General features: G+C 50.8%; 20 protein-coding genes, 1 tRNA gene and 1 riboswitch. Of the genes, 9 read left to right on the plus strand and 12 right to left on the minus strand.

Translation table 11 applies throughout. The features are described from left to right. Positions 1 to 256 precede the first annotated feature (256 nt). Together E1189_RS17405 and E1189_RS17410 are read left to right on the plus strand one after the other, a co-directional pair. Positions 257 to 1,258, plus strand: a complete 1,002-nt coding sequence (locus tag E1189_RS17405; RefSeq protein WP_155161967.1) for a TAXI family TRAP transporter solute-binding subunit — start codon at positions 257 to 259, stop codon at positions 1,256 to 1,258. Between the two features lie 112 nt (positions 1,259 to 1,370). Beyond that, entirely contained in the window at positions 1,371 to 3,926 is a 2,556-nt protein-coding gene (locus E1189_RS17410) for a TRAP transporter permease (RefSeq protein ID WP_155161970.1), read from the plus strand. Positions 3,927 to 3,950: 24 nt separating this feature from the next. Here the strand turns inward: E1189_RS17410 and E1189_RS17415 are convergent, their stop codons facing one another. Continuing rightward, the gene (locus E1189_RS17415) at positions 3,951 to 4,394 is read right to left on the minus strand and encodes a hypothetical protein (protein ID WP_155161972.1); all 444 of its coding nucleotides are present in this window, start codon (positions 4,392 to 4,394) and stop codon (positions 3,951 to 3,953) included. Positions 4,395 to 4,583: 189 nt separating this feature from the next. On the opposite strand from E1189_RS17415, the gene E1189_RS17420 reads away from it, so the two are divergent. Beyond that, positions 4,584 to 5,561 carry an NADPH:quinone reductase gene (locus tag E1189_RS17420; protein ID WP_230460493.1) on the plus strand — a complete coding sequence of 326 codons (978 nt, stop codon included), beginning with the start codon at positions 4,584 to 4,586 and terminating at the stop codon, positions 5,559 to 5,561. A 6-nt stretch (positions 5,562 to 5,567) separates the two neighbouring features. Here the strand turns inward: E1189_RS17420 and dinB are convergent, their stop codons facing one another. Next, positions 5,568 to 6,656: a DNA polymerase IV gene (gene dinB, locus E1189_RS17425; RefSeq protein ID WP_155161974.1), complete on the minus strand. Its 1,089-nt coding sequence runs from the start codon at positions 6,654 to 6,656 to the stop codon at positions 5,568 to 5,570. A 55-nt stretch (positions 6,657 to 6,711) separates the two neighbouring features. Here dinB and E1189_RS17430 point away from each other — a divergent pair, with 55 nt between their 5' ends. The 4 genes from E1189_RS17430 (at position 6,712) to acs (ending at position 10,685) form a co-directional block, all read left to right on the plus strand. Next, entirely contained in the window at positions 6,712 to 7,341 is a 630-nt protein-coding gene (locus tag E1189_RS17430; protein WP_155161976.1) for a lysophospholipid acyltransferase family protein, read from the plus strand. Positions 7,342 to 7,404: 63 nt separating this feature from the next. After that, complete coding sequence (locus tag E1189_RS17435) at positions 7,405 to 8,091, plus strand: response regulator transcription factor (RefSeq protein WP_155161978.1); 687 nt, start codon at positions 7,405 to 7,407, stop codon at positions 8,089 to 8,091. 90 nt (positions 8,092 to 8,181) lie between these two features. Continuing rightward, a complete protein-coding gene (locus tag E1189_RS17440; RefSeq protein WP_155161981.1) occupies positions 8,182 to 8,658 on the plus strand; it encodes a hypothetical protein in 477 nt (158 codons plus the stop codon). Positions 8,659 to 8,741: 83 nt separating this feature from the next. Beyond that, positions 8,742 to 10,685 carry an acetate--CoA ligase gene (gene acs / locus E1189_RS17445; RefSeq protein WP_155161983.1) on the plus strand — a complete coding sequence of 648 codons (1,944 nt, stop codon included), beginning with the start codon at positions 8,742 to 8,744 and terminating at the stop codon, positions 10,683 to 10,685. A 36-nt stretch (positions 10,686 to 10,721) separates the two neighbouring features. On the opposite strand, the gene E1189_RS17450 is transcribed toward acs, so the two are convergent. From E1189_RS17450 to zapE, 8 genes are all read right to left on the minus strand, one after another. Next, positions 10,722 to 11,768 carry a fatty acid desaturase family protein gene (locus E1189_RS17450; protein ID WP_155161985.1) on the minus strand — a complete coding sequence of 349 codons (1,047 nt, stop codon included), beginning with the start codon at positions 11,766 to 11,768 and terminating at the stop codon, positions 10,722 to 10,724. A gap of 163 nt (positions 11,769 to 11,931) precedes the next feature. Beyond that, positions 11,932 to 12,008 (minus strand) — tRNA-Met (locus E1189_RS17455). 82 nt (positions 12,009 to 12,090) lie between these two features. Next, a complete protein-coding gene (locus E1189_RS17460; protein ID WP_155161987.1) occupies positions 12,091 to 13,443 on the minus strand; it encodes a hypothetical protein in 1,353 nt (450 codons plus the stop codon). 185 nt (positions 13,444 to 13,628) lie between these two features. Beyond that, complete coding sequence (locus E1189_RS17465) at positions 13,629 to 14,459, minus strand: MetQ/NlpA family ABC transporter substrate-binding protein (RefSeq protein ID WP_155161990.1); 831 nt, start codon at positions 14,457 to 14,459, stop codon at positions 13,629 to 13,631. Between the two features lie 25 nt (positions 14,460 to 14,484). Beyond that, positions 14,485 to 15,138: a methionine ABC transporter permease gene (locus E1189_RS17470; protein WP_155161992.1), complete on the minus strand. Its 654-nt coding sequence runs from the start codon at positions 15,136 to 15,138 to the stop codon at positions 14,485 to 14,487. Then, the gene (locus E1189_RS17475; RefSeq protein ID WP_155161994.1) at positions 15,128 to 16,162 is read right to left on the minus strand and encodes a methionine ABC transporter ATP-binding protein; all 1,035 of its coding nucleotides are present in this window, start codon (positions 16,160 to 16,162) and stop codon (positions 15,128 to 15,130) included. Before E1189_RS17475 ends, E1189_RS17470 begins: the two co-directional genes overlap by 11 nt. A gap of 109 nt (positions 16,163 to 16,271) precedes the next feature. Continuing rightward, positions 16,272 to 16,352, minus strand: a riboswitch (SAM riboswitch). Between the two features lie 129 nt (positions 16,353 to 16,481). Next, a complete protein-coding gene (locus E1189_RS17480; protein WP_155161996.1) occupies positions 16,482 to 16,805 on the minus strand; it encodes an ArsR/SmtB family transcription factor in 324 nt (107 codons plus the stop codon). 18 nt (positions 16,806 to 16,823) lie between these two features. Continuing rightward, positions 16,824 to 17,921, minus strand: coding sequence for a cell division protein ZapE (gene zapE, locus E1189_RS17485; protein ID WP_155161998.1), 1,098 nt, complete (start codon positions 17,919 to 17,921; stop codon positions 16,824 to 16,826). A gap of 164 nt (positions 17,922 to 18,085) precedes the next feature. Here zapE and E1189_RS17490 point away from each other — a divergent pair, with 164 nt between their 5' ends. Continuing rightward, a complete protein-coding gene (locus E1189_RS17490; protein WP_155162000.1) occupies positions 18,086 to 18,538 on the plus strand; it encodes a Z-ring associated ZapG family protein in 453 nt (150 codons plus the stop codon). Positions 18,539 to 18,599: 61 nt separating this feature from the next. On the opposite strand, the gene trxB is transcribed toward E1189_RS17490, so the two are convergent. Next, positions 18,600 to 19,550, minus strand: coding sequence for a thioredoxin-disulfide reductase (gene trxB / locus E1189_RS17495; protein WP_155162001.1), 951 nt, complete (start codon positions 19,548 to 19,550; stop codon positions 18,600 to 18,602). Between the two features lie 169 nt (positions 19,551 to 19,719). On the opposite strand from trxB, the gene cysZ reads away from it, so the two are divergent. Beyond that, the gene (cysZ, locus tag E1189_RS17500; RefSeq protein ID WP_155162003.1) at positions 19,720 to 20,454 is read left to right on the plus strand and encodes a sulfate transporter CysZ; all 735 of its coding nucleotides are present in this window, start codon (positions 19,720 to 19,722) and stop codon (positions 20,452 to 20,454) included. A 25-nt stretch (positions 20,455 to 20,479) separates the two neighbouring features. Here the strand turns inward: cysZ and E1189_RS17505 are convergent, their stop codons facing one another. After that, on the minus strand, positions 20,480 to 22,381 hold the full coding sequence (locus tag E1189_RS17505) for a hypothetical protein (RefSeq protein ID WP_155162005.1): 1,902 nt from the start codon (positions 22,379 to 22,381) through the stop codon (positions 20,480 to 20,482). Between the last annotated feature and the right edge of the window lie 127 nt (positions 22,382 to 22,508).

Consider the following 22,508-nt stretch of genomic DNA (forward strand, 5'->3'; position numbering starts at 1 on the left):
AAACGCGCAAGATACAATCGGTACAATTCTCTTAGAGTATTCACTCCCAGTGCATATTACTGTTAGGATGCCCATGGGTCGAAAATGACCTGAATTTTAGATAATAAGACTTTACGCAAAGACCACTCCGTTGAAGCGTGCCTGTTTTGCACCAGTGCTTTGCGAACATAAAAGAGAGATCACTCTCAACGCCCTTCGGCTATAACTCAGAAAACACACCGAGGGCGCAATAATCATTACAACCGGAGGGGACACCATGCCTTCACTAAAAGGGTCTTTGCTTAAGACGCTCTCATTGGCAGCTATTGGCGCAGGTATGACTGCTGCCGTCATCAGCACACCAGCAACCGCAGCACCTGTTCAGCAGTTCGTAACTATCGGCACTGGTGGCGTAACCGGCGTTTACTACCCCACGGGTGGCGCTATCTGTCGTCTGGTGAACAAAAACCGCAGAGAACATGGCATCCGCTGTTCTGTTGAAAGTACCGGTGGTTCCGTTTACAACCTGAACACCATCCGTGCCGGTGAAATGGATATGGGTATTGCCCAGTCCGACTGGCAGTTCCACGCTTACAATGGTACCAGCAGGTTTGAAAACATGGGTGCCAATAAAGATCTGCGCGCCGTGTTCTCTATTCATGCAGAGCCTTTCACCGTTGTAGCCCGCAAAGATTCCGGTATCACAAACTTTGAAGACCTCAAAGGCAAGCGCGTTAACATCGGTAACCCCGGTTCCGGCCAGCGTGGCACCATGGAAGTGGTAATGAATGCCTGGGGCATGACTACCTCCGACTTCCGTCTGACTACCGAGCTGAAAGCCGCCGAGCAGTCCAAGGCACTGTGTGATAACAAAATCGACGCCATGGTTTACGTGGTTGGTCACCCCAATGGTTCCATCAAGGAAGCCACGTCTTCCTGCGACACAGTGCTGGTGAACGTGCAGGGCCCAGCTATTACCAAGCTGATTGACAACGCGCCGTACTACCGTACTGCCACCATTCCCGGCGGTATGTATCAAGGCAACCCGAACGATGTCACCACCTTTGGTGTGGGTGCAACCTTTGTGTCTTCCACCAACACTCCTGACGCCTCTATCTATCAAATCGTGAAGTCTGTCTTCGAGAACTTCGACGACTTCCGCAAACTGCACCCTGCGTTTGCCAACCTGAAGAAGGAAGAGATGATTCAGGATGGCCTCTCTGCACCGCTGCATAGCGGTGCTGCCCGTTTCTACAAGGAAGCCGGTCTGATCAAGTAAACCTCGCTTAATTCTGCTCCACTCGTTTCACTGGCCGGGCTGGTGAAACGAGACCCCAGACACTCCTCTGCTGTATGCCCGTGGAGTCGTGATGCAACCAGGGTAACGAGATATGTCCCATGAAAAAACAGCGTCCGACATAGTCAGTGACGCCGATACCGGCGCCCGTAATCCGAAAGGAATGGCCGCCCGTTTTTTAACTTTAACCGCCTTATGCTGGTCTCTTTTTCAACTATGGTACGCCTCACCGCTACCTTTTCAGCTGAACGTCTTTATTCTGAACGATACAGAAGCCAGGGCGATTCATCTGGCCTTTGCTGTTTTCCTGTCGTTTACTGCTTTCCCCGCATTTAAGGGTTCCCCAAAAAATCATATTCCTTTTTACGACTGGGGTCTTGCATTAGTGGGCAGTTTTTCGGCCGCCTACATTTATATATTTTACAACGCTCTGGCTGATCGCCCTGGCGCCCCTGTCACGATGGATATCACCTTCGCAGTGATTGGCATCGTGCTTTTGCTGGAGGCCACCCGTCGTGCACTTGGCCCGCCACTGATGGTTGTAGCCGGTGTCTTCCTGCTTTACACCTTTGCCGGCCCACATATGCCCGATGTCATCGCCCACAAAGGTGCCAGCCTGAACAAGGCTATGTCCCACTTCTGGCTGACGACAGAAGGCGTGTTTGGCGTAGCGCTGGGGGTATCCACCAGCTTTGTCTTCCTGTTTGTTCTGTTTGGAGCATTGCTGGAGCAGGCGGGTGCGGGGCAATACTTTATTCGTCTGTCGTTTTCCCTGCTCGGACACCTGCGCGGTGGCCCGGCAAAAGCTGCAGTTGTGTCGTCTGGTTTGAGCGGTGTAATTTCCGGTTCCAGCATCGCTAACGTTGTGACCACCGGCACTTTCACCATTCCGTTAATGAAACGTGTTGGCTTCCCGGCCACCAAAGCCGGTGCCATTGAAGTGGCCGCGTCTACCAATGGTCAGCTCACACCCCCGATTATGGGTGCCGCTGCCTTTCTGATGGTGGAGTATGTTGGTATTCCCTATATCGATGTGATTCGTCACGCCATCCTGCCTGCTGCCATTTCCTACATCGCACTGTTTTACATTGTGCACCTGGAAGCGGTGAAAGCCGGTATGCAAGGTATGCCACGGGAACGAGCCCTGAGCCGAGCCGAGTGGCTGCTGGTATTTGTAGGCGGCTTCCTGAGCATGTGTATGCTGGGTGCTCTGGTTTACTACGGTATTGGCTGGATCAAGGATGTGGCAGGTGACAACTCTCTCTGGGTCATTGGCGGTTTGGTTACAGCAGCCTATCTTGGCTTGCTCTGGCTGGCTGCTCGCTTCCCGGATCACCATGAAGATCATGAACTCACCATCGCGCCTCGTATTCGTACCACTGCGTTGAGCGGCTTGCACTTCCTGCTGCCGGTGGTGGTGTTGATCTGGTGTATTGGCAAGGAACGTATGTCTCCCGGGTTGTCTGCCTTCTGGGCCACGGCGTTTATGATGGTTATCGTGATTACCCAACATCCGATTATGGCCTTATTCGGGGGGCAGTCGGATATGATGGCACGGGTCAAACACGGTTTTTGCGACCTGTTTAATGGCATGGTATCCGGCGCACGAAATATGATCGGCATCGGTGTTGCCACGGCGGCAGCCGGTATTGTGGTGGGTACTGTCACCCTGACCGGCATCGGCCAGGTGATGACGGAGTTTGTGGAGCTGATCTCCGGCGGCAGTGTGTTGCTCATGCTGATTTTCACTGCCGTAATCAGCCTGATTCTCGGTATGGGATTGCCAACCACGGCTAACTACATTGTTGTATCCAGTCTGATGGCTCCAGTGATTGTCAGCCTTGGGGCAGCCCACGGTTTGATTGTTCCGCTGATTGCCGTGCACCTGTTTGTGTTCTATTTCGGGATACTGGCGGATGATACCCCACCGGTGGGCCTTGCGGCTTATGCAGCCGCAGCGATTGCTAAAGGCAATCCGATCCAAACCGGTATTCAGGGGTTCACCTACGATATACGCACCGCCATTCTGCCGTTTATGTTTATCTTTAACACACAGTTGTTGCTGATCGGCATCAACAGCATTTGGGAATTGCTGCTCACTATCTTCAGCGCCCTCGGTGCCATGCTGGTGTTTGCAGCGGCCACTCAAGGGTTCTGGCTCACGAAAACCAAGTGGTACGAAACCCTTGGTCTGCTGTTGATCGCCTTTACCTTGTTCCGCCCGGGCTTCTGGTGGGATATGGCCTGGCCGGAGTATCAACAGCACCCCGGCAGTGCCATTGAACAACAGGTGATGACGGTTGAGGCTGGAGAGGAGTTACGCCTGCGGGTAGGTGGTGAAGACTTCACTGGAAAGTACCGGGAGAAAACTCTTCTCCTGCCAGTGGGTGATGAAACCACTGGCGCTGACCGACTCTACACCATGGGGCTTGAGCTGATAGAAAGCGATGGCAAAACCATCGTTGATAATATCGGCTTCGCCAGCCCTGCAGAAGCAGCAGGTATTGATTTCGACTGGGAGGTTCTCAGGGTCGAAACACTCAACGATCGCCCCCCACGACAGTTAATGTTTATTCCTGCACTTCTGCTACTGCTGAGCATAGCCCTGATGCAGAAGCGCAGAATCAAACAGGCAACAGAAACCGCTTAAGCAACTTCTCCCAAGAGGCAGGAGTTAACGGTTTTCTGAAGCAATAATATCCAGACGGCAGACAGTGGAATCTCCCTCCACTGTCAGCCTGGGTGTAACAACAACACCCTGTCTTAATATGTTCTTGCCCACCTCAAGTCGATACTGATTCTGATAATCTCTGCAGCGGAAAGAAGAAGACAGCAGTGTTAAATGCACTGTAATCCATTCCCCAAACCGCACAGACTGAACACCGATATCTCCTGAAAATACCCGCATATTCACCTCAGGCGTAAAAGCAACAGAACTGTGAAAGGCCAGCATATTGCCTTGCAGGCGGGCTTCCTGAGCTTCGCTCATATTGAGATAAACCGGAATGGTCCTGGGGGGGATTGAACTATCGGCCCGGGCCAGATTTCCAAGGAACATAACACAGAGAACAAATCCGCACAGGGTAAACAGATACGGGTGGCGCACTTCCCTTTCCATGGCAACTCCTCGACGTCTTTCTGCCATATTTTTGCTATTGCCGGAGACTGCACCACACCAGGCAAACATTCATGACGCCCTCTCTCAGGGCGGCTTATCTCTACTGTAGACGACATTTCCAAATGTCAAAGAGCGAGGTATTCTCAACACCGACTCTCGCTCAAAATCTGTCGTACAGGTAGCACAAGCATGACTATGAAAGCTATTCGCCAACACCAGCATGGCGATATTGAAGTACTTAAACTGGAAACTGTCGAAATCCCAACACCCTCTCCCGGGCAGGCACTTATCCGAGTTCACGCTGCAGGTATCAACCCGGTAGACACATATATTCGCGCCGGCACAAATGGCTATAGCGCCCAGATGCCACACACACCCGGGCTTGATGGTGCTGGCGTCATTGCAGCACTGGGGGATGATCACAGCCACCAGCTCAACGTTGGTGATCGGGTTTATTTTACAGGAAGCTTCACCGGCACCAGTGCCGAGTACGCTCTGTGCGATATTACCAAAATTCACTCCTTGCCAGACAACGTACCTTTTGAGGAAGGTGCCTGTGTAGGCATTCCCTGTACGACGGCATGGCGTGCCCTGTTTCAGCGTGGACAGGCCAAACCCGGTGAGACACTTTTGGTTCATGGAGCCAGCGGTGGTGTTGGCCTGGCAGCAGTGCAATTAGGGGTAGCGGCAGGTTTAACCGTTATTGGTACAGCAGGCTCTGAGGAAGGTCGTCAGTTGGTGAAAACCCAGGGTGCTCACTTGGTGCTGGATCACAGCAATGACACTCATATGGATGATCTGCTGGAGTGGACACATGGCAAAGGCGTGGATATTGCGCTGGAGATGCTGGCAAATATCAACCTCGGCCATGATTTGAATGCCCTGGCGATGGGCGGCCGTGTGATTGTGATTGGCAACCGTGGCACGGTCACCATCAATCCACGGGATTTGATGAAGCGGGATGCGGATATTCGCGGGATGTCGGTCTTCAATGCATCCGAAACCGATAGAAAGGTTATCCACTCTGCTCTGTATGCGGCACTCGCCATTGGCAGCCTGAAACCCGTGATTGCCAAAACATTCCCGTTAGAGCATTTGGGAGAGGCCCACACAGCCGTTCTGCAGCCTGGAGCTATGGGTAACATGGTTGTGAAAGTGCACGACTAAACCGGACTATAAAAACAGATCAAGCTGCGTCGCAGTATCTCTGGCCTTGAGATCGTGGAGCCGGATACCGGCTCCCAGCAGGCGTACGCTTTTCTCGCCGCGCTCCCAGGCTTTCGTCATCAGCCTTTTAAATGGCTCCTCCTTGAAAGGCTCCTTGTCACTCAGGGCGCACAACTCCTCCATTGTCGTTTGGGTGAAGTCACCAAATTTCACCTTCACGAAACGTTTGGTAATGGCATATTCTTCTCGAATTTTTTCATAGCGACTCTCCAGCTCTTCCAGCAGCTCAGGAACCTTTGCCAGCACCTCTTGCTGCCCTGCAAGGTCTTCGTCGTATGTGAGTTCCACAGAAAGAGATTTACGACGATGGCTTGTCACCACCGGGCGATTATCAATCCCCCTTGCCAACTGATGGAGACGCTCCCCAAACACACCAAAATGTTTGTTGAGGTCTGCCTGCTCCCAAGTGCGGACATCGGCACAGGTTTCGATACCCAGTTTTGCAAGACGCTTGCCTGTAGCTTTGCCTACACCAAATAGTTTTTTAACCGGAAGCTCTGCTACAAACGCATCCACTTCTGACGGTGTAATCACTTTCAACCCATCGGGTTTATTCCAGTCACTGGCCACTTTCGACAGAAACTTATTGGGGGCCACCCCCGCAGACACGGTAATACCAACAGTTTCCTTCACCCGACGACGAATCTCCTGAGCCATTAAGGTGGCACTGCCTCGGCACATATCGCTGTTGGTGACATCCAGAAATGCTTCATCCAGTGACAGCGGTTCAATCTGGTCGGTATAGTCAGAAAAGATTTTGTGAAGCTGTGCTGAAGCGTCCCGGTAAAGCTCAAACCGGGGTTTAATAATATTCAAATGCGGACACAGGCGCAGGGCATAAGCGGAGGCCATGGCAGAACGAACACCGTAGTCTCTTGCCTCGTAGTTGCACGTAGCAATCACCCCTCTCTTTTCGGGCAACCCACCCACCGCTACAGGAATACCGTTTAAACGGGGATTTTCCCGGATTTCAACAGCTGCATAGAAGCAGTCACAATCCACATGAATTATTTTTCGTTGTGGCTGATTCTCCATCACACCTCTCCACACTTCCCCGTTGACTATCGAGACCGGACTCCCCGGGTTGTTTATGCGTATTACTGTATTCGACACGCCTGTCGTCCGTCAGCTGTTTAGTGCCCTTGCATGGCTTCTTCTCAAACTGACAGGCTGGAACATTGAGGGTCAGAAGCCTTTAACCCGCCGTTTTGTTCTGATTGGCGCTCCCCATACCAGTAACTGGGACTTTGTCATTTTCATGGCTGTGGCCCTGCGCATGCGTATTCCTATTTACTGGCTTGGCAAAGCGTCCCTGTTCAAAGGCCCGTTTGGCCCGATCATGCGCTACCTCGGTGGTGTAGCTGTACACCGTGAGCGTAACAATAATCTGGTGTCTCAGGCTATTGCGGCATACAACTGTCATCCCCGCTTTGTGCTGGCTCTGGCGCCTGAAGGTACCCGTTCTTCTGTTTCAGAATGGAAAAGTGGCTTCTGGCACATTGCAAACGGCGCCAAAGTACCTGTAGTGCCTGCCTATGTTGATTTATCCAAAAAGCTGGCTGGTATCGGAGAACCCTATAAGCTGGTCGGAGACAAAGAGAAGGATATCGCCAATCTGCAGGCGTTTTACGCACCTTACAAGGGCAAACGTCCTGGGCAGCAACCTTCTATAGTCACAAACCTCAAGTCTAACGCCAAGATTGAAAAGAAGCCGCTATAGTCCAAGGAAATTGCTTTTAGAGATAAGGCCTTAGCAGAAGGCCGCTTTCCAGGGAGAGGCCTCATGAATAACAGCGTGATAATTGCAGAAGACCATCCGCTCTTTCGGGCCGCGCTGCAAGCAGCTGTATCCCAGGCCATGGATAGCAAGCCTGAAGTTACCGAAGCCGATACTATCGACTCACTTCAGGATGCTCTGGAAAGAAACAGCAATCCCAACCTTGTTCTGCTCGACCTGAATATGCCCGGGGCCCATGGTTTTTCCGGGCTTCTTTATGTGCGTGGCCAGCATCCCAAAGTGCCTGTTGTCGTGATTTCCGCCCAAGACGACGAATCAGTGATCCGCAGGGCACTGAGCTATGGCGCTGCAGGTTTTATTCCTAAATCCTCATCAATGCCCGTTATCAAAGCTGCGCTTCAGGGAGTCATGAGGGGAGAGAACTGGATTCCCCCCAATATTGATATGTCCAGAGAAGTTGAACTGGGCAAGAGTAATCTGGAAGAAAAGATAAGCAGCCTCACTCCGCAACAGTTCCGCGTGCTGGGTATGATCGGCGAAGGTATGCTGAATAAACAGATTGCCTGGGAGTTGAATATTTCCGAGGCCACGATCAAAGCCCACGTAACAGCCATCTTCCGCAAACTGGGCGTGCGAAACCGAACCCAGGCCGTAATTGCTCTGAAGCAGCTGGAACTTGACGAGCCAAACTCCAGCAAGGATTCTGAAAACCCATCACTGAGCGCTGAGTAAAATCACTCAGCATGATATGATCTCACACATCACACCCTGCCTTTCCACCTAAAAACATAACAGGTTCCGGTGATGTTCAAGTGTACTTTCATGCACAGCAAAGTGTTATCGATCACGCTTTTCCCGCTACTTCTGATTAGCTCCTTTATAACTCCGGAGCAGGCCCTTGCAACATGGGGATTCGAAACCTTCAAAAGTGGCTCGCTTCACCATCAGGTTGCTACCTCATCTCCACAGAAAAACGGTCGAGAGCTGGAGGTCTTCTGCAGTTCAACAGACCCCAGACTTACCCTTGCTCTCTACCTTCCCAAGCAACGCTTTCGCCGACGTGAACCGGTTGAAATCACTCTGCAGATCGACCGTAAACGCTCCTGGAAGATTCCCGCCACCCGTCATGCCATGGCCATTACTGCACCAGATATTTCTGATGCAGTGATAGAGGATCTGTCATCAGGAAACCGGGCACGTATTACCTTTCCGATTTCCTCCCAGAGGAAACAGACGGAAATATTCCATCTACGAAGGTCGTCTGTGGCACTTTCCAGCATTGTGAGCAAGTGCGGTTAGTTATAGCGTTTTGTAGACCGTATATTCTTAAAGTGGCTGTCTATACTTCCTCATCCATCTATACCAGCTTCAAGGGTGATGACATGCCAGAATACCCTGCCTATCCGGTTGACACAGAAACCGCCAGCCAGGCTTGGATTGACGATGCCCGTTACCGAGAGATGTACCAGCAATCTGTGATCAACCCCGAAGGTTTCTGGCGAGAACATGGCGAGCGTATTCACTGGTTTAAGCCCTACAGCACTGTGAAGAATGCCTCATTCGACCAGCACAGGGTTGAGATCAACTGGTATCAGGATGGCACGACAAATGCCGCCTATAACTGCCTTGACCGTCACCTGAAAGACAAAGGCGACAATGTTGCGATTTACTGGGAGGGAGATGATCCCTCTGTCAGCCGTCAGATCACCTACAGAGAGCTCCATGAGCGGGTTTGCCGGTTTGCTAACGGCCTGAAATCCCAGGGAGTTCGTCGGGGGGATATCGTGGCGGTTTATATGCCCCTGGTGATTGAAACCGCCATTGCCATGCTCGCCTGTGCCCGTATTGGTGCCGTGCATTCTGTGATCTTTGGTGGATTCTCACCACAAGCCGTTGCAGGACGTATTCTCGACAGTGGCGCACGGGTCATGGTGACCGCTGATGAAGGCATCCGTGGCGGAAAAGTCATCCCACTTAAGGCTAATGTGGATGAAGCACTGGCTTATGATGATGTGAATTCCATTGAAAAGGTTATCGTTTACCGTCGTACTGGTACCGAAACCGGCTGGAATGAGAATCGGGATATCTGGTGGCATGAGCTGGAGGCGATTTCATCGCCCTACTGTGAAGCCCGGGAAATGAGTGCAGAAGCACCGCTGTTTATTCTTTACACCTCAGGCTCCACAGGAAAACCAAAAGGTGTCGTGCATACGACCGGCGGTTATCTTGTGTATACCTCCATAACTTATCAGTACGTGTTCAATTACAAAGACGGTGACGTGTTCTGGTGCAATGCCGATGCAGGCTGGATTACCGGTCACTCCTATGTGGTGTACGGCCCGCTGACCAATGGTGCCACCATTGTTATGCACGAAGGGCTTCCCTCTTATCCATCCGTCAGCCGCATCAGTGAGATTGTCGATAAATATCAGGTAAACATTCTCTATACAGCCCCCACTGCTATTCGGGCACTGATGGCCCACGGCAACAGGGTGATTGATGGTACCCGGCGCACAAGCCTGAAACTGCTGGGCAGCGTAGGCGAACCCATCAACCCAAAGGCCTGGATCTGGTACCGCAAAACCATTGGCAACAACAACTGCCCTATCGTCGATACCTGGTGGCAAACAGAAACCGGCGGCATCATGATCACACCCCTTCCGGGTGCCACGACCCTTAAACCCGGTTCAGCTACTCGCCCGTTCTTTGGCATCCTGCCTGCCATTGTGGATGGACAAGGGCATATTCAGGAAGGCCCCTGTACCGGAAATCTAGTGCTTATCGATAGCTGGCCCGGTCAGGCACGCACCATTTACGGTGACCACAGTCGTTTTGTTGAAACCTACTTCAGTGCCTTTCCCGGCATGTACTTCACCGGTGATGGCGCTCGCCGGGATAAGGATGGCTACTACTGGATCACTGGCCGTGTAGACGACGTACTCAATGTATCTGGTCACCGCATGGGCACTGCCGAAATTGAAAGTGCCATGGTGTCCCATCAACAAGTGGCCGAGGCAGCCGCTGTGGGTTACCCCCACGAGATCAAAGGGCAGGGCATTTATGTGTATGTCACCCTCAAGCAAGGGGTGAATTACACCGACAACCTTGCTACCGATTTACGCAACTGGGTGCGCAAGGAAATCGGCCCCATCGCCACGCCAGACATTATCCAGAATGCCCCTGACCTTCCTAAAACACGGTCCGGAAAAATTATGCGGCGCATTCTCAGGAAAATTGCGGCTGGTGAATTTGAGAACATGGGAGATATATCCACTCTGGCTGACCCCTCCGTGGTCAATCAGCTGATTGATAATCGTGTGGATTAAGCGCGTAACCCCTTTGGCAGGGAGTGCCTTCCCCGCCTATGCCACTCGTGATGAAACCCGTTTCAGAACATCCCAGTATCCCGGTGGCTCAGGCACCAGCTTTTTATCCTGCAGCAGCCGATGCAACTTCGGCAGATGCCAGTAAGGCACCGACACCAGCGCATGATGCTCAATATGATAGTTCACGTGATAGGGAGCAACTAATGCCCGGGCAACCCAGCCCGCCCGGGTGGAACGAGTATTGCGCAGCATATCCGGCACCTGTTCTGTCATAGCGTGCTCTGCCATGGACCGGATACGCATAAACAGTGGATAAGGGATCAGATAAGCCACAATCCAGGCCAGATAAAGCTCAGGGTGTCCGACAGCTGTCGCTAATAAAAAGAGAGCAAGGTTGCACAATACTGTGGGCCAAACCTCTGAGGCAAACTGACGGGCAATATCAATCCCCCGGCGCCCTTCCACAGGCAAACGTTCCACATCAGCAGACACCGTCCACCTCAATACACCGGCATGCATCAGGAGCAAACCGTAGGTGTTTTTTAAGCCCGTTATACCCAGCAGGTCTCGTGTGAATTTCCTGGCAAGAGAGCGTCGTGTAGTAGGCAGGTGACGGATCAGGGAGTAATCGATATCCTCCTGCGAACCGGTTTTGGTATGATGCTGGGCATGGTGTTTCCTATACTTGCCCAGATGCAAAAGAATCGGGTAACCACACAGCCACTGGGTTGCAGAGTCATTCAGGCGGGCACTTTTAAAGAGAGAACGGTGAGAGGCCTCATGAACAAGAATTGCCAGCCCCAGTTGCCGTCCTCCAATAATAGCCAGCGCGCACACAATAACAGGAATGGATATCCATAAAGGCTGATTCTGAACAACAGCAATCGCAGTCATTGCGCCAAAGATCACGACCCAACAGGAAAGAACAGCTCTCCAGCCCATAAGGTTTGAGCGTATTTGCAGTTGTTTTATTACATCATCCCCCAACAACTCAGACAGTTGTTTGCGGGCATTTTTCCGTTGCAGCCCCTGTTCAAACAGGGTTTGAGAATTCAGAGTTTGAGGATCACTGTTATTATTCATTTCTCACCTCCCACACAAAACAGTACAGATAAGGGAAAAATCACACAATGACGTAATATTTTAGTTAACTGGCAAAGATGTTAACAAAATATGAACAGAAATATTCCGCAATCACTACTTCGTGATGCAGAATAGAAAAAGAAGAGATATAGAAAAGGAAAGTTGGTAGCGGGGGCCAGATTTGAACTGACGACCTTCGGGTTATGAGCCCGACGAGCTACCAGGCTGCTCCACCCCGCACCAGAGAAGAGCTGCGCATTATAAGGAGCATCTTTCCTAAGTCAATGAATCATTTGTATTTTCTATATAGGTAATTACATAACTAGCGAGGGAGAGTCTTTCCCACAGGTGCTTCCGCTTCATCTTTTTCAGATTTATCAAAAGGCTGTTTTACCAGCCCTTCCACACAGTAGGATTTGAGAAAACTGACCATCCTAATATAGAACGGCACACTCTTTACCTGGAAGTGGAACTGGGTGAGGTCACTCAGTTCAGACAAACGCTCCAGCATTTCTGTAAGAAGCTCCGGTGCATAAAGGCGATACAGCACCTCTTCACCGTTTGTCCGGTTCTTGCCTCTGACAAACTGATACTTGTGCCCACAGAACATCAAATCAAACGACAGATCCTGATTGCCAGAGAAACCCTTATCCCATAGCACTATAGAGAAGTTACCGGACTTCGCCTTGTTCACAGCCAGGCTAATAACGCTCTCCAGCGTTGTAATGTTGTTCTGAGCAAAACCACTTTTTTTATAAACGTCAGAGTTCAAGTAACGATTATCTGCCCCTACACACATGTTCAGAGCTTTACGGGTATGGGTCTCATTCATAGGATCAAGGTAGTAACCCACCACAGATTCCAGAATTTTATCCCGAGCTTCGGCCAGATGCGGCGCGTGTTCTTTCAACCTGGCCAGAGCCTCTGTTCCCATTTGTCGAAGAGATCCCATACGCTGGTACTGATCGCCATACATGCGGTGCCAATATTGCTGTCGCAACTCCGCCGCCAGCGACACGACTAAACCCGCTGCACCCACAGCACTCACAGCCGGAATCCATACAGGCATCGCAGCTGGTGCAATCACGGAACCTGCCACCATAGCCTTAACAGTGAAAGCCCACATCCCTGCAGTCCCCGAACCCAGAAGAACACCACTTCCCAACAGCCAGGGTTTGCCAATCCTGTTGTGAATATCCATGGTTTTGATCATTGCATCCGTATCCCATAAAGAGCTGGCGAATTCATAACGGGCATCCACATACTCCTGATATCCCCAGCCAGCCACATCACCATAGGTTTCCAACAGTGCCTGAGCATGGTCTTTGTAGGCATCCCGGTCGATCAGAGTTCCTCCCACATATCGATCATGCCACTGCTTCAGCATGCGGAAGTCCCGCAGGGCAATCTGCTCAGCCCCATCAGGCTCCATAATTTCACCGTAATGCCTGGCTTTTTTGTGCATACCTTGAGCAGAAATCACTGTGCGAATCCTCTGCCTGTCTTTTCCATACACTTGTCTGGCTTCAGGGACGTGAGCAGAATCGTCGTTATAAAACGCATTCATCGAGGTGGGTCGTGGCACAAAAGGTGCCGCAGAAGTGCAGGTTGCAACAGAGGATGCCGTCAGTATCGCTCCCATAAGTGCTGTTTGCTTTAAGAGTCTGGCCAGCATCAAAGCTTCCTCCGCATTTACTGAAAATAACGGATGCTATGGCTCTCAGGCGTGGGAAATGTTCCTGGTTTTTATGCAGATTTATGTTGAGAGTTTTTGTGCAAAGTAACAGCAGATAAACAAAACCCCATCTGGTTACAAATGGGGTTTTATCTCAGCAGGTGGTTACATCCGATAAAGGAGCCTTACCAACCTTTAACAGCCCCCCCCTTGAACAGGTCACGGGCTTTCTGCTCAACATCAGCACTGTGGTAGGCCGCTACCAGCTTGGCAATACGAGGGTCATCCTTGTTATCAACCCGGGATACGATCAGATTAACATACGGTGAGTCCTTGCCCTCCACCAGCAATGCTTTGCTGGGGGTCAACCCCGCTGGAATCGCATAAGTGTTGTTCACAAATGCGAGGGCCACATCAGGCAGGGAGCGTGGCAGCTGGGGTGCTTCCAGCTCAACAAACTCGAGGTTCTTTGGGTTTTCAGCAATATCGCGAGGTGTTGCATTCAGGTTGTTCACATCCTTCAGCTTAATCAGGCCAGTGTGATGGAGAAGAATGAGTGTACGACCTTCATTGCTGGGGTCATTAGGAATGGCCACCTTGCTGCCATCAGCCAGTTGATCCAGACCTTCCAACTTGTCGGAATAAGCCGCAATGGGATAAACAAAGGTATGACCAACAGAAGCCAACTTCAGGCCACGGTCGTTAATCATGCTGTCCAGATAAGGCTTATGCTGGAACGCATTCACATCAATACTGCCATCGGACAATGCCACGTTTGGGGTGATGTAATCCTGAAACTCCACCAGTTCGGCGTTCAGGTCGCTGTCTTTTTTGGCCTTGTCGATAGCAACTTGCATGATGTCAGCCTCCGGGCCAGACATCACACCCACTTTCAGCGGTGCGTTCTCATCGTACTTGGGAGCTGCTGGTTCCTTCTCGCCACAACCCGACAGAATCAGAGCACTGGCTGCCACCACAGCACCGATTAACTTTTTTAAATCCACGACCGATTTCATATCACTCTCCTGATACCACATACACTTATTTATGCTCGCAGCGAGCCTGGAGCTTTTCACCAGCTGACTGAATCAGCTGCACCACAATAATCAGCACAATAACTGTTGCGATCATGATCACCGGATCAAACCGTTGGTAACCATAGCGAATACCAAGGTCACCCAAACCACCACCACCGATAGCACCCGCCATGGCGGAGTAGCTCACCAGCGTCACCAGCGTTAAGGTCATACCGTTAATCAGACCCGGCAGCGCCTCTGGCAACATCACACGGGTGACAATTTGAAACGGTGTTGCCCCCATAGACTCCGCCGCTTCCACCAGGCCAGATGGCACTTCATTCAGGGCACCTTCCGCAATACGAGCCACAAACGGAATAGAGGCAAGACTCAAAGGTACAATCGCGGCAGTTGTACCTATGGACGTTCCGGCGATCAGGCGGGTAAGGGGAATAATCGCCACCATCAGAATAATAAACGGCACTGAACGTGCAGCATTCACCACAGCACCCAGCACACTGTTCAAAACCGGGCGTTGCAGAATCTGACCCGGGCGGGACACATGCAGCAGTACTCCCAGAGGAATACCAATCGCCGCACTTACAAGGCCAGACACCACAACCATATACAGCGTCTCCAGAAGAGACTCCCCCAACAGGGCCCATGCATCAGCTGACATAACCAACGACCTCCACCTGCAGGTTGTGTTTTTGCAGAAAGGCCTGGGCATCCTGCACGTGCCGTTCTTCACCTTCGATATCCACCATCAGAAAACCCATGGTTTTTCCATGAACGGTTTCGATATCCGCCTGAAGAATATTGAAATCCACTTCACAGATACGAGCAGCTTGAGTGATCAGCGGCTGCACAACAGTCTGCCCCACAAAGGTAATATGCAGCACAGGACGACAACCTGCCTCATATTCCTGGCGAAACTGGTGGCTGATATCTGCTGCAGGCTTCTCATGGATAGCCGCTCGCACAAATTCACGGGCCAGCTCCGTTTGGGGAGACAGAAAGAATGACTCCACATCATTCTCTTCAATCACCTGCCCTTGGCTGAGAATCGCCACCCGATCGCAGATGGATTTCACCACATCCATCTCGTGAGTAATCAACAAAATGGTGAGCCCCAGTGTTTTATTGATGTCCCGCAACAGGTTCAGGATGGAGGCGGTCGTTTGTGGATCGAGGGCAGACGTCGCCTCATCACAGAGCAGCACCTTCGGCTGACTGGCAAGCGCCCGGGCAATAGCCACACGCTGTTTCTGCCCGCCGGAAAGCTGAGAGGGATAGCTGTCTTGTTTGTCTTTCAGACCCACCAGTTTCAGTAACGGCAGAATAGTACTTTCAACGGCAGCAGCCGACTTGCCCGCCAGCTCCAGAGGCAAAGCGATGTTATCGTAAACCGTTCGGCCAGCCAGCAGGTTGAAGTGCTGGAAGATCATGCCAATATCACGCCGGGCTGTACGTAATTGGGCAGATGACAGCTTCATCAGGTCTTGTCCGGCTACTCGCACTTCCCCCTCAGTGGGGGATTCCAACAGGTTGGCACAACGAATCAGGGTACTTTTTCCGGCACCACTGGAACCAATCACGCCGTAAATACAGCCTTCTGGTACATGCAGGGAAATATCATCCAAAGCTTTTACGGGGCCTCCCGCGCTTTGAAATATTTTACTTATGTTCTTGAATTCAATCATTACAGCTCCGCAAACATCAGCTGGGTTCAGCACAACTCGCGCGGGGCCAAAGAGAAGGTAGGAGACAGATACAAAAAACCACTCAGGTCGGCGAGTGGTTTTGCGGTACTGCTTTGCAAAAGCATTCTCTTTAGCGGTATTTATTTAAGGCGCCCGCAAGCCGAAGGTACAAATCAGCGCCTGAGTAGAAAATACGTTTTCGGTTGGAGATCTGTCAATAAATTATGGGTAGGTATTTATACTTAAAGCCAGCATTTCTTGCCACATTATAAAAAAAACAGACAGGTTTTACTGTCGCTCTGCACTCGCACAGAAAAAATCACTTACAATCTTCACGAACATGCACAATCAGGTCCTGCAGAACATGGCGAATATGGTCGTCATCCAACTCATAAAAAACCTGCCGCCCCTGCTTACTGCATCGAAGAATGCGCATATCACGCAGAGAGCGAAGATGATGACTTGTGAGAGATTGGGAAAGCCCTGCCGCTTCCGATAAACAGCACACTGCACGGGGTTCATCCATACAGGCCATCACCATACGCAAGCGCCCTTCATCCCCCAAAACCTTGAAGATTTTTGAAAGCTCTGTGTATTCCTGATCATCAAGAATGACGGATTTCGCTTCTGAGCCACACTCCATATTTGCCTCCTTCCGTCGTTAGGGTCTGTGCTCTCTGGCAAGATATTCGCTGGACTGCATCTCCTGCAATCGACTCAGCGTTCTTTGAAACTCAAATTCCAGTTTGCCTTCGGTATATAGCTCAGGCAATGGTGCTGCACCAGACATGATCAGTTTTACCCCCCGATCATAGAACTCATCCACCATATTAATAAATCGGCGCGCCATATCGTCCACCTCCAGCCCCATCTGGGGAACGTCGGACAACAATACCGTGTGAAACTCCCGGGCAAGCTCAATGTAGTCATTCTGGCTGCGGGGGCCATCACACAAAGCTTTGAAATCGAACCACACAATATCCTGACACACTTTCCGATAAGGAATGAATCGCCCTTCTACTTCCAGATGGTGATTCTCCCTCAACTGATTGCAATCAGGAATCAAGGCTGCAAAATCCTTATCCATGGCAGCGTCAGCTCCAGCATTGAGAGGTGTGTGATACAGTGCTGCCTGCTCCAGCACTCGCAGGCGGTAGTCTACGCCATTATCTACATTCACTACATCTGTGTATTGATTAAGCAGGGCAATAGCTGGCAGGAAGCGTGCTCGCTGCAGGCCATTCTCATACAAACCATCAGGAATGATGTTACTGGTGGCCACCAGCGTGACACCGTTCTTGAACAGCTCTTCCAGTAACCCGGCAAGAATCATGGCATCGGTGATATCAGACACAAAGAACTCATCAAAGCAGATAACCCGGGTTTCCTCTGCCAGCCTGCGAGCCACCATGATCAGAGGATTTTTCTGCCCATCCAGTGTTTTCAGCTCCCCGTGCACACGTTTCATAAAGCGATGGAAATGGGTGCGCATTTTGTCTTCAAAGGGCAGGCAGTCGTAGAAAGTATCGACAAGATAGGTTTTCCCCCGCCCAACACCACCCCAGAAATACAACCCCTGACAGGGCTCTTTCGCCTTACGGCCAAAAGAGAACAGCGACGGCAGGCCGCCTTTCTTCTGCTCTACCGCCAGCAAATCATCATAGAGCCGCTGCAAATGCCGGACAGCCTCTTCCTGAGCGGGGTCGTGGACAAAACCGTCGTGCTTCAGATCCTGCTGATAATGCTCAAGGGGTGTCATACTGTTCCTGGTTTTCTATAGCTTTTCTCAGGGGGGAACTTACTCTAACGCGAGTAGGCATGGTCAACAACACTTAGTAACTTTGATGACCTATACACTAACCGGAAAAGGTTATAACTTAGGAGCAATTAACGTTCATGAGACATCTAACCTGAGGCTGGACTGTGGAGATATCGAACCTGCTTTGGACTATTGGCGCAATAGCCTTTTTCACCGGCCTTGTTATGGGAGCAGTGGCATATCACTTTTTCGCTGGCGGCGGTAATGCCGGTGGATCCCGTGCCCGCATCGCTGAACTGGAAGCGGAACTGAAAGATTACCAGAACAAGGTGTCCGACCACTTTAGCACCAGTGCCCATCTGGTGAACCGTCTGACCGAAACCTACCGCGATGTACACGAACACCTGGCCACCAGCGCCAGTGAACTGTGCACCGATGAGCTGACCCGCCATCGCCTGAACGACGCCATGCTCAGCACCCAGGCCATCAGCAACAAGGCGATTCCGACTGAACAGCCAAAGGACTACGCCCCAAAGATGGACGCTGATGAGGGCACCCTTTCCGAAAAATTCCGTGTGAACAAGCACAAGGACAATGGCACCGATTCCGCTGCCTGATCGACCGAACCAATAAAAAGGCCGCTGGATGTTTGCATCCAGCGGCCTTTTTGTCCTGTTATCACTGCGCGTCCAGGTACTTTTCTGCATCCAGAGCAGCCATACAACCAGTTCCCGCCGAGGTGATCGCCTGACGGTAGGTGTGATCCATCACATCACCTGCAGCATATACGCCTTCGATAGACGTCTGGGTTGCGTTACCTTCCAGGCCGCTGTTCACCTTCAGGTAGCCACCATTCATCTCCAGTTGTCCGGTAAACAGCTCGGTGTTCGGGGTGTGCCCTATCGCAATGAATATACCATCCAGACTGATTTCTTTAGTTGAAGCATCTTCCGTGCTCTTGATGCGCATACCGGTAACACCACTCTCGTCACCCAGCACTTCATCCAGAGTGGCGTTCAGCTCCAGCTTGATGTTGCCATTCTCTACTTTGTCCATCAGGCGCTTAACGAGAATCTTTTCAGCGCGGAACGTATCACGGCGATGCACCAGAGTCACAGATTCACAGATATTCGAAAGGTACAGTGCCTCTTCCACAGCAGTATTACCGCCGCCAATGACAGCCACAGGCTTCTTCCTGTAAAAGAAAGCATCACAGGTCGCACAGGCTGATACGCCCTGCCCCTTGTACTTTTCTTCACTCTCCAGCCCCAGATATTGGGCACTGGCACCGGTACAGATAATCAGGGCATCGCAGGTATAAACGCCACTATCGCCTTCCAGACGGAAAGGACGCTGCTTCAGGTCTGCTTTGTTGATATGGTCGATAATAACTTCTGTCTCGAAACGCTCGGCGTGAGCCTTCATATCTTCCATCAGACCGGGGCCAGTCATATCGTGTGCGCCACCTGGCCAGTTCTCCACTTCCGTGGTTGTAGTCAGCTGTCCACCAACCTCAATACCAGTAATAAGAACAGGATTCAGGTTAGCGCGGGCTGCATAAACAGCAGCGGTATAACCGGCAGGGCCGGAACCCAGAATTAACAGACGTACATGTCTGGTATCTTTCATTCTTTATTCCCCATACTGATCGAAAACAGGCCCATCATTGAGCGCTGATAAAACTGTCGCATCATAAAAATGTCAGACATAATAACCAGCGGTCCATTTACTCACCAGTCAAGAATAACTATCAGTGTTATTCAGGCTTTATATCGACTGACTCCCAACATGGAAGACTATGAAGCAGCACATTCAAACCACCGGCCAGGGCCTTGAGTATTTTCTGACAGGGCTACGCCGCCTGCCAGAGCCGGGAATTCGTGCTTTTGTCCTTATACCTCTGCTGGTGAATATCATTGTCTTCAGTGTGATGATCTGGCTGGCCACCAGCCAGTTCTCGATCTGGATGGATAAAATGATGGCCTGGCTGCCGGAGTGGTTGAGTTTTCTGTCCTTTATCATCTGGCCGCTGTTTGCCCTGGCGCTGGCTATTGGCATGTTCTTCACATTCACCATTGTTGCTAACCTGATTGCTGCTCCATTCAATGGTTTTCTGGCTGAAAAAATTCAGCGGGAGCTGGACCCGAACTGCATGCCGGAAGGCGGCTGGAAAGATCTGCTGGCCCTGATTCCCCGCACGATTGTTCGAGAACTGCAAAAACTCTTGTACTACCTGCCCCGGGCGCTTGTGCTGTTTGTGTTGTCTATCGTTCTTCCTATTGTCGGGCCAATTCTGTTTACCCTGTTTTCTGCGTGGATGATGGGCATTCAGTATTGTGATTACGCGGCGGACAATGAGCTGGTGAACTTTAAGGATATGAAAGTGAAGCTGGCCAGCCCCCGTTTGCAAACTATGATGTTTGGTGGTGCGGTCTCTTTCTGTTCTCTTGTTCCACTGTTGAATCTGGTGGTGATGCCTGCGGCTGTGATTGGTGGGAGTTACCTGTGGGTAAACCGAAGGAGCCCTGCATAAGCAGAGCTTCTTCACAGGACTGAGTTTACCCTAAAGCTGCTCTTCGAACACACTCTTGTTCAAGAAGGTGTTGAGCTTTCTTTCGATACCAGACAAAGGCATTACTGTAGGTAAACGACAATTTACTGTAGTGAGCCATGCCATTCTCTCTGGCCACCCTCACCTTATCATCTTCACTGCCAGAGTTATCACCACCGCCGATTTTTAAAGTCGTACGCAGCTTACCGCCTTCAGAAGACGATAACCGATAGCGTGCCAGTTTCGCCTTGGACTCCCCCTCAAAATCTTTCACAGAGGCCAGACGCTCTGAGATTTCTTCGTTTGTTTTTGCTGTTAAGTCGACCTTCATAAAATCAACCAACTCCTGCAGGCGTTCTTTGTGCCAATGGGTAGAATCTCTATACATTCCGAGGAGTTTTTCTAAGTCTGCGAGTGATTCACTATCCTGAGCAAACAGTGCTTTATCCACCGAAGGAAGAGCCACCTCCAGCTGGAGAAGGTGTTCACAAATGTCTTCACAGCGGCGTGTCAGGTTATCTCGCCGTGCACGGGTTCTCGCAACAGAATAAGCCAGAGCCCTTTCAACCTCCTCTCTTTGATAGTCAGGGTTTTGCCGGAGCGTACGCACCATATCGCAGTCTCTGTCCAGATCCAGAGACTTGTAAATACCACCTGTTTTTTGAACGACCTCGCTATTAATGCACTCTGCTGCGCTAATCGCACGTTCTGCAATTTCAACCTGCCTTTCCCAAACATCCAGAGTGTTGCCCAGGTTCTGATCCATCAGACGATAGGTTTTTGCTTGCTCAAGGTTACTGCTAACAAGCCAGGTGTTTCCCCCCAGACAATCCACCATAACCGCCTGTGTTTTGCTTTTACGCCTTACAGGCTCAGCCTGGCTGGAATCATCATACTTCAGATTGGTGAGATCCTCTTCACTGCTGTAAAGCCATAATGGGGATTGCTCCCATGCCTGAGCCTCTGTTTTCATACGTACTTTGGGTTTAGCGGAGTCAATACCCACAGGGCCGGCGGTGTTCACATTATCTTCATAATTAATGCAACAGTTCTGTACCCGCCACATTCTACTATCATGGAGAAGATTCATCTGGCAGGACAAGTGTCCTCTCTGAGTGGTACTTTTCACTCGTTTACCAGCCCCTCCCTGTTTTGTGAACTTGCTGAACTGAAGTTCCAGCATCGCCGTCATACGCCTTTCATCGAGGGAGATAAGCCGTACGGTAAAGCAGTCGTCAGGGCCGGCTTTTACTTCTTTGTCGACTCTGTATTTCATCTCCCGCGTGACACGGGACAGAATATTATAAATGGTGTCCAGACTGATAAGATGCTGACACACCGCCAGTGTTTGCGGGTTGCGACCAAACTGATCTGCGACTTGTTTCTCAAACTCATGGATTTCGCCACGAGCTCTGCAGTGGTAAGACACCTCTGTTTTAGTAACCTGCGCGCCCTGATTCGAATATTTTTCCAGAGAAATATCCACATGAGGTGGATAACAAAACGCTTTCACACCCATGGGGTTACTGACTTGCCTGCCAAAAAAGGGGAAATCTACCATCTGCACTCTTTCTATACCGCGAATACCTGCCCCTCTGGCAATAGCGGCCACCTGAGAACCCGTCATATTCCATTCTTCACCTTTGCTACCCACTTTGCAGGTTACAAAAAGCGGCAAATAAACTTGCGCCACATCATGAGGCAGAACACTGAGATTCTCTTTATCCGGAACAGCGAACGACTCACGCAAGGCTTTGTAGTCTTCGCCATTTTTCAGGAGATGGAGGAAGACGTAATAAAACTTTTCTTCGTCATGCAATATTTTTTTGAGGCTGGAGAAAACATCCGAACTTTGACAGCCCAGGTTGACAATCAACTTATCAATAACCTGCTCTTTGGCCTGAGACATAGCCTTCAAGTCTCCCGCCGATAGTTTCCCTCTCAGCGTTTCAAGAGCTCTATAAGAAATTAATCCTGGAACCAGGTCCTTAACTGACCGGGAACCGACTTTGCACTCTATAGCCAGAGCATGCAGT

Source organism: Parendozoicomonas verongulae, assembly GCF_009711465.1.
GTDB classification, from domain to species: domain Bacteria; phylum Pseudomonadota; class Gammaproteobacteria; order Pseudomonadales; family Endozoicomonadaceae; genus Sansalvadorimonas; species Sansalvadorimonas verongulae.

Coding starts and splice junctions, on each gene's coding strand:
- E1189_RS17405 (WP_155161967.1), top strand. CDS start 257: ATGCCTTCACTAAAAGGGTCTTTGCTTAAGACGCTCTCATTGGCAGCT.
- E1189_RS17410 (WP_155161970.1), top strand. CDS start 1,371: ATGTCCCATGAAAAAACAGCGTCCGACATAGTCAGTGACGCCGATACC.
- E1189_RS17415 (WP_155161972.1), bottom strand. CDS start 4,394: ATGGAAAGGGAAGTGCGCCACCCGTATCTGTTTACCCTGTGCGGATTT.
- E1189_RS17420 (WP_230460493.1), top strand. CDS start 4,584: ATGACTATGAAAGCTATTCGCCAACACCAGCATGGCGATATTGAAGTA.
- dinB (WP_155161974.1), bottom strand. CDS start 6,656: ATGGAGAATCAGCCACAACGAAAAATAATTCATGTGGATTGTGACTGC.
- E1189_RS17430 (WP_155161976.1), top strand. CDS start 6,712: ATGCGTATTACTGTATTCGACACGCCTGTCGTCCGTCAGCTGTTTAGT.
- E1189_RS17435 (WP_155161978.1), top strand. CDS start 7,405: ATGAATAACAGCGTGATAATTGCAGAAGACCATCCGCTCTTTCGGGCC.
- E1189_RS17440 (WP_155161981.1), top strand. CDS start 8,182: ATGCACAGCAAAGTGTTATCGATCACGCTTTTCCCGCTACTTCTGATT.
- acs (WP_155161983.1), top strand. CDS start 8,742: ATGCCAGAATACCCTGCCTATCCGGTTGACACAGAAACCGCCAGCCAG.
- E1189_RS17450 (WP_155161985.1), bottom strand. CDS start 11,768: ATGAATAATAACAGTGATCCTCAAACTCTGAATTCTCAAACCCTGTTT.
- E1189_RS17460 (WP_155161987.1), bottom strand. CDS start 13,443: ATGCTGGCCAGACTCTTAAAGCAAACAGCACTTATGGGAGCGATACTG.
- E1189_RS17465 (WP_155161990.1), bottom strand. CDS start 14,459: ATGAAATCGGTCGTGGATTTAAAAAAGTTAATCGGTGCTGTGGTGGCA.
- E1189_RS17470 (WP_155161992.1), bottom strand. CDS start 15,138: ATGTCAGCTGATGCATGGGCCCTGTTGGGGGAGTCTCTTCTGGAGACG.
- E1189_RS17475 (WP_155161994.1), bottom strand. CDS start 16,162: ATGATTGAATTCAAGAACATAAGTAAAATATTTCAAAGCGCGGGAGGC.
- E1189_RS17480 (WP_155161996.1), bottom strand. CDS start 16,805: ATGGAGTGTGGCTCAGAAGCGAAATCCGTCATTCTTGATGATCAGGAA.
- zapE (WP_155161998.1), bottom strand. CDS start 17,921: ATGACACCCCTTGAGCATTATCAGCAGGATCTGAAGCACGACGGTTTT.
- trxB (WP_155162001.1), bottom strand. CDS start 19,550: ATGAAAGATACCAGACATGTACGTCTGTTAATTCTGGGTTCCGGCCCT.
- cysZ (WP_155162003.1), top strand. CDS start 19,720: ATGAAGCAGCACATTCAAACCACCGGCCAGGGCCTTGAGTATTTTCTG.
- E1189_RS17505 (WP_155162005.1), bottom strand. CDS start 22,381: ATGTCTCAGGCCAAAGAGCAGGTTATTGATAAGTTGATTGTCAACCTG.